We start from the raw sequence: 15,851 nt of genomic DNA on the forward strand, positions 1-15,851 counted from the left end.
TTATTCTATAGCCCACGCTATCGCTTAGTAAAATCAGAATATTCCTCAGCCGGTGAAAAATGTAATTCGACTAAGCATTTTGTGAAATCGGCAGTTTCGGCACACAAAAAAAACAGCTAGATGTTAGCCATCTAGCTGAAATCATTCATCGTTATGATCAAAGGACCACTTCTATTAAGAGTAACTGTCACTACTATTTAGAACGAAAATAGCCATTTGAAGATTCTTCTTGTTGATCGTCTTCAATCATTCCTTTTAATGATCGATCTAAAACGGAACGTTTTTTCTCACCATTTTTTTTGTTATTGGCGCGAAACTCACTGCGCGTCATCCCAACAGAGGGATGGCGATTGAATTTTTTGACGGTTGGATCATTTTCTTCTTTGACTTGATAAGCTGCTGGTTCCGTATCAAACAACAAATAACTTTCTTGTTTTTTTGCCATTGCATCCATCAAATCGTTCGGCGTAATTTCAGGTTTTTGCTCATCTGGAATAATTGATGCAGGAATATATTTAGGTACGAAGTAAGAGCGCCCCGAATATTCTTTTTTCGAAGAAACAGGAACCTCAGCTTTTTCCTTCTTACTGGTCACTTGATAAGAAGAATGGTTCGCCTCTTTGCCAAAAAAATTGGTTTTTCCTGTTGGCATCTGTTCTTTCACCGGACGTTTTCCGTACTGAGGCAAGTTGGCACGGTGATTGGCAAGCTCTTCTTTTTGACGAACATTGTGCCCCCGATCGCGTTGGCTGGACTGCACTTTACGCTGCAAAGAGTGATTTTCTTCCTTGTGAGAATGACTCACGGAATCTTTGATTTCGGTTAAAATCCAATCATCTGCTTTACTGAATGCGGGGCGATGCTCGGATTGCAGCTTCACACCATCTGTATCATCATAAGCAGGAAAACGGAAGTGTTTTCGTTTCACATCTAAATAATTTGCCACTGTACTCATCCTCTTACATGCATTTTTTTCATCATACCATAAATTAAGGAGAATTTCACGAAAGACTACACCATTTCAGATGAGGACACTTCAGCTAAATTCGGCTGGAGGCACCGTCTCAGTCAAGCTTGCTGCATTCGGTTCTTTGACATGTGCAAATAATGGATCGATCTGCCAAATATCTGCAGCATAATTTCGCACCGTTTCATCTGCCGAAAATTTGCCTGCATTCGCGATATTCATTAGGCTGACTTTACGCCAGCGCTGCGTATCCTGATAGGCACTATCTACCCGATGCTGCGCGTCACAATAGGCGTGGAAATCTCTTAATAAAAAGTACTCATCATTGTATTTCAAAAGTGAATCAAAGATCTCGCGACCTTCTACTTGGATATTCGGGATCGTCCCATCTATAAAGGCATTGACTACCCGTTGAAGTACTGGATCTGACTCATAATACGCATAGGCAGAATAATTACGCTGGGCGTAATACTGATACACTTCTTCTTCCGTTAGCCCAAAGATCGCAATGTTTTCATCACCGATCGCATCTCGAATCTCAATATTCGCACCATCTAAAGTGGCGATCGTTACTGCCCCATTCAGCATTAATTTCATATTACTTGTTCCCGACGCTTCTTTTGAAGCCAACGAAATTTGTTCACTGACATCCGCTGCTGGAATGATTTTTTCTGCTAATGAAACGTTGTAATTTTCTAAAAATACAACCTTGATTTTATCATTGATGGTTTCATCATGATTGATCAGATTCGCCACTTCATTGATTACTTTAATGATCGATTTTGCGTAGTGATAGCTTGGTGCTGCTTTGGCACCAAAAATAAAGACTCTTGGATGAAACGCTGCAGTCGGATCTTCTTTAACCTCAAAGTAGAGCTTCAAGATATACATTAGATTCAGCAGTTGTCGTTTGTACGCATGCAGGCGTTTGATCTGCACATCAAAAATTGCCGTTGGATCTACTGTAATGCCCGTTGCTTTTTGAATGTACTGTGCCAGTGCACGCTTGTTACTCATTTTTGCGTCGGCAATTTGTTGCAGAACGGTTTCGTCATCATAATAATTTTTGAGCAGCTGCAGATCCAAGGGGTCATTGCGCCAACTCGTACCGATCGACTGATCCAGCACTTTGGCTAATGGTTGATTGGCTAGCTGAAGCCAACGCCGTTGTGCGATGCCGTTGGTTTTATTGTTGAAACGGGCAGGATAAATGAGATAGAAGTCATGGAGTACCACTGATTTTAGTAAATCAGAATGGAGCTTGGCTACCCCATTGACACTATGGCTGCCGATGATGGCTAGATGTGCCATATGGACTTGATCATCAATAATGATTCGCGTCCGATCCAGTAAGGCTTGCGGATGGACCCCTTGCATTCCTTCGACAAAGCGCCGATCAATTTCTTTGATGATCTGATCCATTCTCGGCAACACTTCTTCAATCATGCGAACTGGCCATTTTTCTAAGGCTTCCGCCATGATCGTATGGTTCGTATAACTCATGACTTTCACGGTGATCGCCCACGCTTGTTCCCAAGCAAGGCCTTCTTCATCAACTAAAATACGCATCAGTTCTGGGACACAAAGCGCTGGGTGCGTGTCGTTGATATGGATTGCTACTCGTTCACTGAGCATCGCTAAAGGCAGATTCGATTTTTTATAATAGCGAATGATACTTTGAATGCCTGCAGAAACAAAAAAGTATTCTTGCATCAATCGTGTGCGTTTGCCGATCTCGTTTGAGTCATCTGGATATAAAACAGCAGTCAAATTTTCTAAGGCTTGCCGTGATTCCAATGTCGCATAATGCGCCTCATCTTCAGCAGGCACTTCGACACTCCACAAGCGCAGTGTGTTGATGTGTTGATTCTGATAGCCAACCATCGCGGTGTCATACGGAACTGCCCGCCAGGTAAAGCCGCCTTCATAGACTGGCGCTAGTTTTCCGTCCTCTCCCGTAACGAGATAGACCTGCCCACCAAATCGAATAGGCACCGCTTTGCTTTCTTTGCGGACTTCCCAGACATTCCCAGAACGTAACCAATCATCTGGTAATTCTACTTGATGGCCGTCAATAAATTTTTGTTTAAATAATCCATAGCGATAGCGAATCCCGTTCCCATTTCCCGGCAAGCTTAATGAAGCCAGCGAGTCCATAAAACAAGAGGCCAAACGACCGAGGCCCCCGTTTCCTAAAGCCATGTCTTTTTCTGTATCCGCAACGTCATCAAGGGAAACGCCTAACTCTTCAAAAACGGCTTCCGCTTGCTCCAACAGCTGCATATTCAACAAATTGCTTTTTAGCATTTTGCCAGGCAAAAATTCGATTGAAAAATAGTACGCTTGTTTTTGATCCTCCAGCAAGAGATTTTTTCTGGTTTGACGCCAGTCTTCTGAATACATTTGCTTCACCACATTGGCTAGTGCTTGAAACAATTCCTGCGGTGAAGCTTCATCCACTTCAATCGCAAAGAGTTCATGAACACTGATTTCTAGCAGTTCACGCAGTCGTTCTTTTGTCATAGGGTTACACTCCTTTTTGCATTCAATTTATAAAAAAGAAGAATCCTTGCCGCCAAAATTGCTAGTCATACAACTAGCAGTTCTGTTGCAGACAAGGATTCTTCTGTCTTAAAACAATCAAACTTTGATAGTATTATACAACTGGATATAAAGATCGGAACTTTGATTCCAGCTGAAATCTTTTGCCATTGCTTGCTTGACCAATACGTTCCACGTTGCCTGATCAGATTGATACAATTCGACCCCTTGCTTCAAGGCATTCATCAAGTAAAATGGTGAAAACTCTTGAAAGCCAAAGCCGGTACCTTGTTTCGTGATCGGATTATAGGAATCTACCGTATCTTTCAAGCCACCGATTTCGTGAACGACCGGTAATGTACCATAACGCATCGCGATCATCTGTGACAGTCCGCATGGTTCGAAGGCGGAAGGCATCAAGAAAAGATCCGCTGCTGCGTATAACTTTTGCGCCAATGCAATATCAAAAGAAATCGCGGCAGCACATTTGTCAGGATATCTCTGAGCAAAATAGCGAAAGCCTTCTTCAAAATCATGTTCGCCAGTCCCTAGTAAGATGAACTGAACATCAAATTGCAAGAGATTTTCCATTTCTTCAAGGACCAAATGGAACCCTTTTTGAGTGGTCAAACGGCTAACAACAGAAATCAATGGGACATCTTTACGGGTAGGCAAACCAAATTGTTCTTGTAGCGCTCGCTTGTTTTTAGCTTTTCCTGATAAATCTTCGACACTGAAAGGATAGTCCAAATGAGGATCGGTTTCTGGATCGTTCATTTCGTAATCAATTCCGTTTAAAATACCGCTGAGTTTGCCGCTTTCCATACGTAAAATCACTTCAAGCCCACAGCCGAACTCAGAGGTTTTGATTTCTTCACTATAGGAAGGACTGACCGTCGTGATGCGGTCCGCATACAAGATTCCTGCTTTCATAAAGTTCAAGCAATCGTTTAAACGTAGTGTGCCATCATCGTATCTCTCAGTCCCCATACCAAAAAGATCTGGTAAAATATCGCGACTATACCACCCTTGAAACCCAATGTTATGGATCGTCAAAACGGTGCGTATGTTTTGATACGCTTGAATCCAATGATATTTTTCTTTGATCAAGAAGGGAATCATCGCCGTATGGTAATCATTGACATGAACGATGTCTGGAATAAATTCAATGCGTTCCATCATTTCGATCACGGCTAATTGGAAGAAAGCAAAGCGTTCCCCATCATCATAAAAATCATAGAGCCGTTCGCGGCCAAAATAGTAGAGATTGTCTATGAAATAATAGGTCACAGAGCCTAGAACTAATTTTTTGATCCCACAATATTGCTTGCGCCAACCGACCGCCACTTCAAAGGAAAAACAATCTTCCATTTGCTCCTGGTATTCAGCAGGCATTTTCGTGAAATAGGGTAAGACCACAATCGTCTCGACGCCTTTTTTGACCAATTCTTTTGGTAATGCCCCTGCAACATCCCCTAATCCGCCTGTTTTAAAAAATGGGGCGCATTCCGCTGCTGTAAACAGAACCTTCATGCGCTTGCCCCTCCAATAACGTCTTGGGTGACATGAGAATTTTTCTTAATGACGATTGGCGTTTCTTTGGTTCCTTGCACTTTGACACCTTCTGCGATGGTCACATTTTTATCTAGGATCGCATAAGAGACTTCGGCACCTGCTTTGATCTCATTATTTCCGAAGATGATCGCTCCTTTGACTTTTGCTTCAGGATGGATCTTCGTGCGGCGGGCAACGAGTGACTGTTCGACCGTTCCTTCCACGATGCAGCCAGAAGCAAAGTGGCTATTTTTCACGTCAGATGTTTCTGAATAATACGTTGGCACTTCGTTTTTCAGTTTGGTATAGATCTTTTGATTCGAATAAAGCAACGACATAAATTTATGCACATCGAGCATATCCATATTTGTTTGATAGTAAGAAGAGATGTCATAAATGTTACTTAAGTAACCAGTGTACTCATATAGACCTGTATTTTCAACAGCGATCATTTCTCGTAAAAATTGACCGAGGTCTGCCGTTGCGCCAACTTTTTGCCCCTCTTTTAGCGCAGCGATCAGACGATCTGTTTGAATGATAAAAATATCCGTACATAAGTTGACAAGGTCACTGACCTCACCTTTTTTCGCTTGGATCGCTTCTTCTAAGTGACCTTCACTGTCTACATTGAACAACAGATCACTTTCGCAAACATTGTCACTGCTGATGCGTTTGTATACGACGGTCATTTCATTGCCTTGTAGCTGATGGATTTTCAGCAAGGCACGCAAATCAATGTTGCATAAGACTTTGCTGCCCATAAATACGGTATGATCCGATTTGGATTTTTCCAAATAGTCGATGACATTACAATAATACTCTTGTCCTTCTGCTTGCTTTTTCAATGAGTCTTGGAACAGGTGAATAAAGAAACGGTTTTGTACGCCGTCCAAGTTCCACTCTTTTCCGCCACCGATATGATCGAAGACCGACTGCGTTTCTCCTTCATTGAAAATCATATAGACTTGTTTGATATTGGCATTTTCGATACTTGAAAGATTAAAATCTAACAAGCGATATTTGCAGTCAAACAATAAAGTCGACAGCGGACGGTTTTCTGTTAATGGCATCAAGTCTTGGTATCGTTGCAGATTCCCTAAAATCGCACACATTTTATTAGTTCTCATCAATCGTCACCCCTAAAATTTCAGAATAGCCGACTACGGCAATTTCGTCTGTTCCATCGATCTCTGCATCGTCACCAATCACTGCATTTTCCCCAACGATCACTCGGTTTAATTTAACATTTCTACCGATCACCGCTCCAGGCATGATCACGCTGTCCTTGATCGTCGATCCTTCTTTCACCTGCACATTTTCTGATAAAATACTGTGCTCGATTTCCCCTGCAACATAACAGCCATCCATCACGAGAGAGTTTCTCGCAGCCCCGGTCTCAGTCACAAAATGTGGTGGTGCGATTGGGTTTTTAGAAAATACTTGCCAACTTTTATCCCGAATATTCAACTCCATTGCTGGATCAATAAATTCCATATTGGCTTCCCACAATGAATCGATCGTTCCTACGTCTTTCCAATAGCCAGAGAAGCGATAGGCAAAAACGTTGTCGCCGCTTTCGAGATAAGAAGGAATGACATGTTTCCCAAAATCGACCATTTCGCCGTCTTTTGTATAGTTACTCAACAGCATACTGCGCAGACGACTCCAATCGAAAATATAGATCCCCATTGAAGCGAGATTGCTTTTTGGTTCGGCTGGTTTTTCATCAAATTCGATGATACGGTCATTTTTATCGGTGTTCATGATTCCGAAACGCGAGGCATCTTTCATCGGTACTTCGAGAACTGCAACCGTCAATGAAGCATCATTTTCTTTGTGTTTTTCCAGCATTTCTTCATAATCCATTTTGTAGATATGGTCCCCTGATAAAATCAAGACATATTGCGGGTCCATCTCATCGATATAAGCGATGTTTTGATAGATCGCATGGGCGGTTCCTTCAAACCATTTTTCGCCTTCTGAATTTGAATATGGCTGTAAGATCGTCACACCGGTACTAATTCCATCCAATCCCCAGCTTGCACCATTTCCGATATGGTTGTTTAGTGCTAATGGCTGGTACTGAGTGACAACACCCACATTTTTGATTCCTGAATTGACACAATTACTCAACGTGAAATCGATGATCCGATATCTGCCACCAAATGGAACCGCTGGTTTAGCAATATTCTTTGTTAATTTCCCTAATCGAGTCCCTTGTCCCCCTGCGAGGATCATTGCTAACATCTCTGTTTTCATTTTGTTTGGTGATCTACTCACCGTTCCCCCTCTACTCTTTTTTTTGTGCTTTCTTTACTGCTTTTTTTCGAGTCATTTTGATTTTTTCTGGTTTGATGATTAAAGCCCCAAGTGCAGGCAAAATTGTTTTGATTTGATAGTCGTATTGCTTAAAAGGGGTATTACTGGTCTGGCAGTCTGGGTTATTCGCCACCCAAGTTCCACCAAATACATCCCGTTCCGTGTTTAAAATCTCGCGATACGTTCCTTCGTATGGCACGCCGATCGCAAAATCGTGACGCTCCACTGGTGTCAGATTGACAACCACGATCAAGAAATCTTTTTTCGTTTTTCCTTGTCGTAAGAAAGTCAATGTCGTTTCATCTAAGTTGTCTGCATCGATCACCATCAATGAATCTTCTTGATCATCCAATTCCCAAAGGGCTCGTTCTTCTTTGTATAATTCATTCAAGGTCTGGGTGAAGAACTGCATTTTTGCATTGAATGCGTCGTTTAAATCGACCCATTCAAGACCATGATCATATTTCCATTCTAAAAACTGTCCCCATTCACTACCCATGAATAACAGTTTTTTCCCTGGATGCATCATCATGTACGTAAAGAGATTTCGTAGTTGTGAAAACTGTTTGTAGCGGTCTCCCCACATTTTGTGCATCAAACTTTTTTTGCCATGAACCACTTCGTCATGGGAGAGTGGCAAGATATAATTTTCTTGCATCCGATACATGAAAGAAAAAGATAAAAGGCTTAGATGATCTTTACGGAAAATCGGGTCCATTTCGTAAAAACGCAGGACATCATTCATCCAGCCCATATTCCATTTGTAGTCAAACCCGAGAGCGCCTCCTTCGACCATTCCTGTTATTTTGGTCTCGGAAGTACTTTCCTCTGCAATCATGACAACTGCAGGATGGGCTAACTTGATGACTGAATTGAGCTTTTGTAAGAAATAGTACCCTTCAAAATTCCGATTGCCCCCTTCGTGATTCGGTTCCCATGGACCTTCATCATAATCGCGATAGATCATGTTGGAAACGGCATCTACCCGAATACCATCAATGTGGTAAAATTCGATCCAGAACAATGCACTTGAGATCAGAAAGCTTTGGACTTGCGGTTTGCCTAGATCAAAGTTGATCGCACCCCAGCGAACATTTTTCGCACGGTTTTCATCCATGTATTCAAAGGTCGGCGTGCCATCATAATAGGCAAGACTGTCATCATTGACACAAAAATGTCCTGGCACCCAATCAACGAAGACACCTATATTTTCCAAATGACAAGCCTCTACAAAGTCTTGAAATTCTTCTGGTGTCCCATAATAGGAGCTAAGTGCAAAGTAACCAGTCAATTGATAGCCCCAGGAGGTTCCTAAGGGATGTTCCATCAAAGGCATAAATTCGATATGGGTGTAGCCCATTTTTTTCACGTAAGGAATAAGTTCATCTTTTAATTCGGAGAAGCGATAAGGGGTGCCATCTTCGTGGTGCTTCCAGGAGCTGGCATGAACTTCATAAATATTAAGAGGTCGATTAAATGTTTTTTGTCTTTTTTTCCGTCCTTGCCATAACCCATCCCGCCATTTTTTTTGTGGGATCGAATGCAACACGGCAGCAGTTCCTGGTCGAGCTTCAAAATGGACAGCAAAAGGATCGATCTTCAATACTTCTCGTCCATTTGATTGTTTTACTTTGTATTTGTAAAGCTGTCCTTCTTTTACTTGGTTGGTCTCAATTTCCCAAACACCGGATTCCGTCCTTTTGTTCATCGGCAAGGTATCCGTCCATTGGTTGAAGTCGCCAACAAGCCAAACTTGCTGAGCATTTGGTGCCCAAACGCGAAACACGTAGCCATCATCTACTTGATGGGCGCCTAAGAAATGCTGTACATAAAAATTTTCACCACTCAGAAAGTCTTTTTCCGCAGTCAGTACCTGTTGTTTGGTAACCACTCTCTCATCAGTCCTCCTCAAATTCATTTTGATCGTTGACTGAAATGCCAACGAACTTGTTACGCTCTTTCATCTTTTAGAAATCGTTTCAAAATCAACTACATCTCTATATCTAGCATAGCATAAAACACTGCGCTAGTAACGCAATAACCTTAGTTGCCAGCAAATAATCTTTGACAGAAAAAAACAGCTTGAACGTATCTGTTCAACCTGTTTCAGCTCTACTTTTTAGCTTTTGGAAAATGAAGTATGTGACTACCCATAACTGAAACAAACTTGCTAAAACAAGAATGAAAACTACCATCACTGGAAGTGTTTCAGTTAATTCAAAATATGCCAACAGTGTCCCAAATGCAGAAGAGGCGGAGCAAAAACACCAAAATCGAAACCCATAAAAACTGGTCACCACGGTATAAAGACTGATGATCCCCAACAAGAAGAGCTGAGTAAATCGGTCAAATACCGTATCGGTATAATAAATTTCACCTAACAAGGCTTGGATCGCACCAAAACTTGTCGGTACTTTATAAAGCGTCAGCAGAGCGCCGAGCAAGCTGAATGCACCAATCAGAAGATGACTGCCAGCTAAGCCGATTCGAATGTTTAGTTTCACGCGTCTTTCACAACCTTCAATCTAAAAAAATCCTTTTTCCGCTAACTACTGCTTACACAGCCGTTTTCCTTATTCACTAGAGCCGAAATCATCTGTACTTATTTTGCCTGCCAAAGCTCTTTTACTTGTCCATCCGTGTAAACTTTATAGACTTTATTTGCCGATGAGGATGTGTTTGTTCGAGCAATCAAGTAATAGTTCCCGTCACAATCAAACTCACCCTCACTTAATAATTTGTAACTCGTCACTGGCCCATTTGCCATTTTCTTTGCTAAGTAACGCATGGCATGAGCTGGATTCACCAGATAGTTTTGATTGATGAGCCAATCAATGATCACGGAAACGATCGTATTTGCCCCAAACCGTTCCTGTTGTTTTAACGCAAGAATGAGATCGCCATCAGAAAAACGCGTTTCATCGATCCCCGCTTTTGTAATTGCTTGCCGAGCAGCTTCTATTTCTGACATTGATACGAACGTGATCATTTCTGCTTTCGTTTTGTTTTGTTCCAACTGTTCAAAATCAACCGTTTTATATCCTTCCATTTTTATATCCCCTTTCAAAGTTCTAGAATCATCATATCATCAAGAAATCAAAACTCCAAACAAAACGATTGTTGTTTTTTAATTTTTATTCATCAAATTATCATTTGAAGAAATAAGAAAAAAAGCTGCTAGAATCGAATCTAGCAGCTTTTGAATAGTCAGAAAGTTTAAAACAAATAACATAATTATTAGAAATTTTAATTATTATTGAAATAAAGTGTATTGTATGAACCTGATTTGTTTGCCAAGTGAGCGATCACAAGGCGTTGGACGAACAGATCCTTTTCAGAAGACAGATAACGTTCGTTTTTTAGATTATCACAATTTATTTCTTCCAGCAACAAATGTAGCTCAGGACTTATGATCTCGACCCGTTGAAGTGATTCCAGAAAAATACTCGGACGGACTTTTTTGTTTTTACGAATGCGTTCAAGGATCACACTCACTTGGTCTAAGTAATAGACTGGATCGACATCACCGATCAAATCCATTAATTCATCAAAGATCGCAAGGGTGCGCAACTGTTCATTCGCTTCAAAAAAAGCAGGCAGTGTTGGTGGCCACTGTGTTTCTGAGTAAGAGATCAACTGAAATTGTTCATGGCTCAATGCATAGACAGCTCCTTGTTCAACCCCTTTCTGACAACCATAAAAGTATTTATTTTCAACACTTGACGCAGCAAAGCTTTTGATAAAACCAGCGATTTCTTGTGTTGACCAATGGCACGCTGCTTGATAGAAATCATCACTTACTTGTATCTGCTGTTGATCATGTTCAGTATAGATGGGGAAGCCTAAATAATAGCGTCGTTCTTGACGGACGATTAACTTTTCTGCGATCAAGAGGTCAAGAATTTTATCAAATGAACCATCTGTAAACTTCGCTTTTAATGCTCGTAGCGTTGGCGGCTCTTGGCTATTTAATAGCTCCTCTACCAATTCATGGAATTTCGAAGATTCCAGTATCGGTTGCAATGAGCGAAAGTGGGGACTATAAAAAAATTTCACTGCGTGTACTCCTTATCCAAACAATCATGAAAAATGCTGGTTTGATCTACCAAAACAGATCTCACCAGCATTCAGACAGTTAGCTTAATTATCCTTCAAAAACCTCTGTTAATTGAGGTACGATTTGTTTTTTACGAGAAACGACACCAGGTAAAAACGCACGATTGTTGGTTAATGTCGTTTTAAAGGCTGCTTCTACTGGGGCAGTTGGTTCACCAATGACTAGCAGCTCAGAATTACTATCTAAGATATCAGTGGCAACCAGCAAGAACAGATCATAGCCATTTGCTGCCATTGAATCCTTCATAGCCGCTTCCAACTCTGCTTGACGGTCAAAGACTTCTTTTAAATCGACCGTATTGACTTGCCCGATACGGATGTTTTTCCCGCCCATTGGGAAGCTTTTGGCATCTAGGTCCAGCAATTCTGCTGCTGATTTCGTTCCAAGATTCGTACCAGCTTTTAACATATCTAATCCATAGACTTCCAGTTCTACATCTGCTATAACGGCTAGTTCTTTGGCTGCTGTTACGTCTTCGTCGGTACCTGTTGGTGATTTAAACAACAATGTATCAGAGATGATCGCTGAGAGCATGATTCCTGCGATCGCTTTTGGAATTTCAACTTGATTTTCTTTGTATAATTTCAACACGATCGTACTTGTACAACCGACCGGCTCTGCACGATAATACAGTGGATTTGCCGTTTCAAAGTTAGCGATACGATGATGATCAACTACTGCCAATACAGTGACATACGTAATATCCGCTGCACTTTGTTGAAATTCATTATGATCCACTAACATTACTTCTTGGGTTTCCTTTGCCACTGAATCGATCACCCGAGGGGCAGTTAGGCCAAAGGTATCTAACGCAAATTGTGTCTCTTCATTCGGTGTACCAAGCGCTACTGCTTCACAATCTTTTCCAAGTTGATTTTGTAAATTTGCAAAGGCAATTGCTGCACCAATGGCGTCGGTATCAGGATTTTGATGACCGAATACTAATATTTTCGACATTTCTTCATCGCTCCTATTTCAATTGATATTCACTTTCTAATCATAGTAAAAAAACAGGAAAGAAGCAATAGCAATCTCTTCTTTCCTGTTTTGATCAACGGGTTAAGTAACCTTTATAGTCGTCTACATGAAGCAAACGCTTGGCATTTTTCACCCGATCTTCTGTTGGTGGTTCGATCCCTTCAAGGGGATATTTCAAACCAAGCTCATCCCACTTGTATTTCCCCATCGTGTGATAAGGCAAGATCTCTACTTTGTCGACATTCTTCAGTGTTTTGATAAACTCATCCAAACGGATCAAAAATTCATCATAGTCGCTTCTAAAAGGAACCAACACGTGACGAATCCAGACAGGTTGATTGATCTCTGAAAGATAATTCGCCATATCCAAAATATTATCATTGGATTGAGTAGTTAGCTCTTTATGGGCTTTGTTATCGATGTGCTTGATATCAAACAATAACAAGTCAGTAACGGTCATCAGCTCTTGAAACTTGCTAAAAAATGGTTCTTCCCGTGTAAATGGTTTTCCACAAGTATCTAATGTCGTGCTGACCCCTTCTGCTTTGGCTTTGCGAAACAGATCGATCAGAAAGTCCATTTGAAGCAATGGTTCCCCACCACTGACGGTGATCCCACCTTTTTGTCCCCAGAATTCACGATATTTCAATGCCTCTTCTAAGACGTCATCAGTCGTTCGTTCGACACCAGTGCCAATCTTCCATGTATCTGGATTATGACAAAACTGGCAACGCATGCGGCATCCTTGCATGAATACAATAAAACGGATACCTGGTCCATCTACTGATCCAAAACTTTCTGTTGAATGTACTTGTCCTGTTACTGCCATAATGCTCTTCCTTTCTTCGAAACGACGGATGACCACGCTCCGTCTGATACTTTCAAAACAAGAGGCGGCGGATTTTCCCGTCCGCCGCCTGAAGTTGTTGCTTATTACATTGCTTCGTGCATTGTACGAGCAATCACGTCATCTTGTTGTTCTTTTGTTAATTTAATGAAGTTTACTGCATAGCCAGATACCCGAATCGTTAATTGTGGGTATTTTTCTGGGTGAGCTTGCGCATCAAGCAATGTGTCACGGTTAAATACGTTGATATTTAAGTGGTGACCACCTTTTGCTGCATAGCCATCTAGCATTGTTGCTAGGTTTTCTTGTTGTGTTTCGTCGTCACGTCCTAATGCTTTAGGTACGATTGAGAAGGTGTTTGAAATACCATCTAATGAGTAATCATATGGTAATTTCGCAACTGATGAAAGACTTGCCAAAGCACCATGCGTATCGCGACCATGCATTGGGTTTGCACCTGGAGCAAATGGTGCGCCTGCACGACGTCCATCAGGAGTGTTCCCTGTTTTCTTACCATAAACCACGTTAGAAGTGATAGTAAGGATCGACGTTGTGTGTTTTGAATCACGGTATGTTTTCGTGCGTTTTACTTTTTTCATGAAGGCTTTCAACAAGTTGACTGCGATATCATCTACGCGGTCATCATTGTTTCCGTATTTCGGATAATCGCCTTCGATTTCGTAATCTTCAACAATGCCGTTTTCATCACGGATCGTACGAACTTTGGCATATTTGATCGCTGATAATGAGTCAACTGCAACAGAGAAACCAGCGATACCAGTAGCCATCGTACGTAAAATGTCTGTATCTTGTAGCGCCATTTCAATGCGTTCATAAGAATATTTGTCGTGCATGTAATGAATGATGTTCAATGTGTTCACATACAGATCACAAATCCAGTCCATCATTGTGTCATATTTTTCCATTACTTCGTTGTAATCCAAGTATTCAGAAGTAATTGGTTGGAATTTTGGTCCAACTTGTGCTTTTGATTTTTCATCGACCCCACCGTTGATTGCATACAACAATGTTTTCGCTAAGTTGGCACGAGCACCAAAGAATTGCATTTGTTTCCCGATGCGCATTGCTGATACACAACAAGCGATTCCGTAGTCGTCGCCCCAATGTCCACGCATCACATCATCATTTTCATATTGAATCGCTGATGTTTGGATCGACATTTTCGCACAGAATGTTTTGAAGTTATGAGGCAAACGTGTTGACCATAAAACAGTCAAGTTTGGTTCTGGCGCTGGACCTAAGTTTGCTAAAGTGTGTAAGAAACGGAAGCTGTTTTTCGTTACCATGTGACGTCCGTCTTCACCCATACCAGCGATTGATTCAGTTACCCAAGTTGGGTCACCAGAGAACAGTGCGTTGTAATCAGGCGTCCGAGCAAATTTCACAAGACGTAGTTTCATGACGAAATGGTCAACGATTTCTTGTGCTTCTTCTTCAGTGATCACGCCATTTTTCAAATCGCGTTCAACATAAATATCAAGGAAAGTTGACGTACGTCCCAATGACATTGCTGCACCATTTTGCTCTTTGATGGCTGCTAAGTAACCAAGATATAACCATTGGAATGCTTCTTTCGCCGTTTGAGCTGGTTTAGAAATATCAAATCCGTAAATGTTTCCTAATTCTTTCAATTCGCTTAACGCACGAATTTGTTCACTCAATTCTTCACGTTGGCGGATAATGTCTTCAGACATCGTTCCGTTTCCGCAATACAATAGGTCTTGTTGTTTTTCTTTGATCAAGAAGTCCACACCGTATAATGCCACACGTCGGTAGTCACCAATGATTCGGCCACGGCCGTAAGCATCAGGAAGACCTGTGATTACACCAGAACGGCGCGCTGCTCTGATTTCAGGTGTATAAGCATCAAAAACTCCTTGGTTATGTGTTTTACGGTAGTCACGGAAAATGTGAGAGACTTCCGCATCAATTTCATAGCCATAAGATTCTGCTGCTTGTTCTGACATGCGGATGCCACCAAATGGTTGCAAGCTGCGTTTAAATGGTTTTTCCGTTTGGAAACCAACAACTGTTTCTAAGTCTTTGTCTAAGTAGCCAGGTCCATGAGAAGTGATCGTTGAAACGACTTTTGTATCCATATCCAATACGCCGCCAGCTTCACGCTCTTGCTTGTTCAGTTCCATGACTTGATCCCATAGCTTCGTCGTTGCTTCAGTAGCATCTGCTAGGAATTCATCTGTTCCGTCATAAGGTGTGTAGTTTTCTTGGATGAAGTCGCGTACGTTTACTTCTTCTTTCCAAGTTTTTCCTTTAAATCCATTCCATTGTTCCATTTGATGGACCTCCTTAAATTTTCTGTTCACTAATGTAACAGCTTTACGTGAACAGTATAACACACACCTTAATGATTGCAAGCATTTTCAAGAATTATTTTTAACAATTTATTTTTTTTTAAGATATTAATTACTAAAAACGTTTATTTATAGGCGTTTAATAAATGTGAAACTTTTATTAAAGTACCTTTTTCGTTAATGTGAAAGATTAAT

At 41.2% G+C, this 15,851-nt stretch carries 12 protein-coding genes; all 12 read right to left on the minus strand.

Features of this window, described 5'->3' with window-relative positions; genetic code table 11:
• Nucleotides 1-193: 193 nt before the first annotated feature.
• Nucleotides 194-955, minus strand: a complete 762-nt coding sequence (locus tag IGK14_RS10355) for a hypothetical protein (RefSeq protein ID WP_034695957.1) — start codon at nt 953-955, stop codon at nt 194-196.
• A gap of 81 nt (nt 956-1,036) precedes the next feature.
• Nucleotides 1,037-3,490, minus strand: coding sequence for a glycogen/starch/alpha-glucan phosphorylase (locus IGK14_RS10360; protein ID WP_438712188.1), 2,454 nt, complete (start codon nt 3,488-3,490; stop codon nt 1,037-1,039).
• 117 nt (nt 3,491-3,607) lie between these two features.
• Nucleotides 3,608-5,041: a glycogen synthase GlgA gene (glgA, locus tag IGK14_RS10365; RefSeq protein ID WP_010749405.1), complete on the minus strand. Its 1,434-nt coding sequence runs from the start codon at nt 5,039-5,041 to the stop codon at nt 3,608-3,610.
• Nucleotides 5,038-6,189, minus strand: a complete 1,152-nt coding sequence (gene glgD / locus IGK14_RS10370; protein ID WP_438712190.1) for a glucose-1-phosphate adenylyltransferase subunit GlgD — start codon at nt 6,187-6,189, stop codon at nt 5,038-5,040. Before glgD ends, glgA begins: the two co-directional genes overlap by 4 nt.
• A complete protein-coding gene (locus IGK14_RS10375; protein WP_016610807.1) occupies nt 6,179-7,321 on the minus strand; it encodes a glucose-1-phosphate adenylyltransferase in 1,143 nt (380 codons plus the stop codon). Before IGK14_RS10375 ends, glgD begins: the two co-directional genes overlap by 11 nt.
• Nucleotides 7,322-7,352: 31 nt before the next feature.
• Nucleotides 7,353-9,299, minus strand: a complete 1,947-nt coding sequence (glgB, locus tag IGK14_RS10380; protein ID WP_051095394.1) for a 1,4-alpha-glucan branching protein GlgB — start codon at nt 9,297-9,299, stop codon at nt 7,353-7,355.
• Nucleotides 9,300-9,477: 178 nt separating this feature from the next.
• Nucleotides 9,478-9,885, minus strand: a complete 408-nt coding sequence (locus tag IGK14_RS10385; RefSeq protein WP_005229650.1) for a hypothetical protein — start codon at nt 9,883-9,885, stop codon at nt 9,478-9,480.
• A gap of 98 nt (nt 9,886-9,983) precedes the next feature.
• Complete coding sequence (locus tag IGK14_RS10390; protein WP_005229648.1) at nt 9,984-10,430, minus strand: hypothetical protein; 447 nt, start codon at nt 10,428-10,430, stop codon at nt 9,984-9,986.
• A gap of 197 nt (nt 10,431-10,627) precedes the next feature.
• Nucleotides 10,628-11,437 (minus strand): DUF1803 domain-containing protein, encoded by an 810-nt coding sequence (locus IGK14_RS10395; RefSeq protein ID WP_010749402.1) that lies wholly within the window; start codon nt 11,435-11,437, stop codon nt 10,628-10,630.
• 88 nt (nt 11,438-11,525) lie between these two features.
• Nucleotides 11,526-12,455, minus strand: coding sequence for a manganese-dependent inorganic pyrophosphatase (locus tag IGK14_RS10400; RefSeq protein WP_010749401.1), 930 nt, complete (start codon nt 12,453-12,455; stop codon nt 11,526-11,528).
• Between the two features lie 94 nt (nt 12,456-12,549).
• Complete coding sequence (gene pflA, locus IGK14_RS10405; protein ID WP_010749400.1) at nt 12,550-13,305, minus strand: pyruvate formate-lyase-activating protein; 756 nt, start codon at nt 13,303-13,305, stop codon at nt 12,550-12,552.
• 104 nt (nt 13,306-13,409) lie between these two features.
• On the minus strand, nt 13,410-15,638 hold the full coding sequence (pflB, locus tag IGK14_RS10410) for a formate C-acetyltransferase (protein ID WP_010749399.1): 2,229 nt from the start codon (nt 15,636-15,638) through the stop codon (nt 13,410-13,412).
• Nucleotides 15,639-15,851: the final 213 nt, after the last annotated feature.

It is taken from the genome of Enterococcus sp. DIV0970a, from assembly GCF_051711265.1.
Lineage (GTDB): Bacteria > Bacillota > Bacilli > Lactobacillales > Enterococcaceae > Enterococcus_D > Enterococcus_D casseliflavus.

What these genes read in the sequence shown, in the direction of transcription:
- IGK14_RS10355 (WP_034695957.1), bottom strand. Translation starts at nt 955, where the DNA reads ATGAGTACAGTGGCAAATTATTTAGATGTGAAACGAAAACACTTCCGT.
- IGK14_RS10360 (WP_438712188.1), bottom strand. Translation starts at nt 3,490, where the DNA reads ATGACAAAAGAACGACTGCGTGAACTGCTAGAAATCAGTGTTCATGAA.
- glgA (WP_010749405.1), bottom strand. Translation starts at nt 5,041, where the DNA reads ATGAAGGTTCTGTTTACAGCAGCGGAATGCGCCCCATTTTTTAAAACA.
- glgD (WP_438712190.1), bottom strand. Translation starts at nt 6,189, where the DNA reads ATGAGAACTAATAAAATGTGTGCGATTTTAGGGAATCTGCAACGATAC.
- IGK14_RS10375 (WP_016610807.1), bottom strand. Translation starts at nt 7,321, where the DNA reads ATGAAAACAGAGATGTTAGCAATGATCCTCGCAGGGGGACAAGGGACT.
- glgB (WP_051095394.1), bottom strand. Translation starts at nt 9,299, where the DNA reads ATGAATTTGAGGAGGACTGATGAGAGAGTGGTTACCAAACAACAGGTA.
- IGK14_RS10390 (WP_005229648.1), bottom strand. Translation starts at nt 10,430, where the DNA reads ATGGAAGGATATAAAACGGTTGATTTTGAACAGTTGGAACAAAACAAA.
- IGK14_RS10400 (WP_010749401.1), bottom strand. Translation starts at nt 12,455, where the DNA reads ATGTCGAAAATATTAGTATTCGGTCATCAAAATCCTGATACCGACGCC.
- pflA (WP_010749400.1), bottom strand. Translation starts at nt 13,305, where the DNA reads ATGGCAGTAACAGGACAAGTACATTCAACAGAAAGTTTTGGATCAGTA.
- pflB (WP_010749399.1), bottom strand. Translation starts at nt 15,638, where the DNA reads ATGGAACAATGGAATGGATTTAAAGGAAAAACTTGGAAAGAAGAAGTA.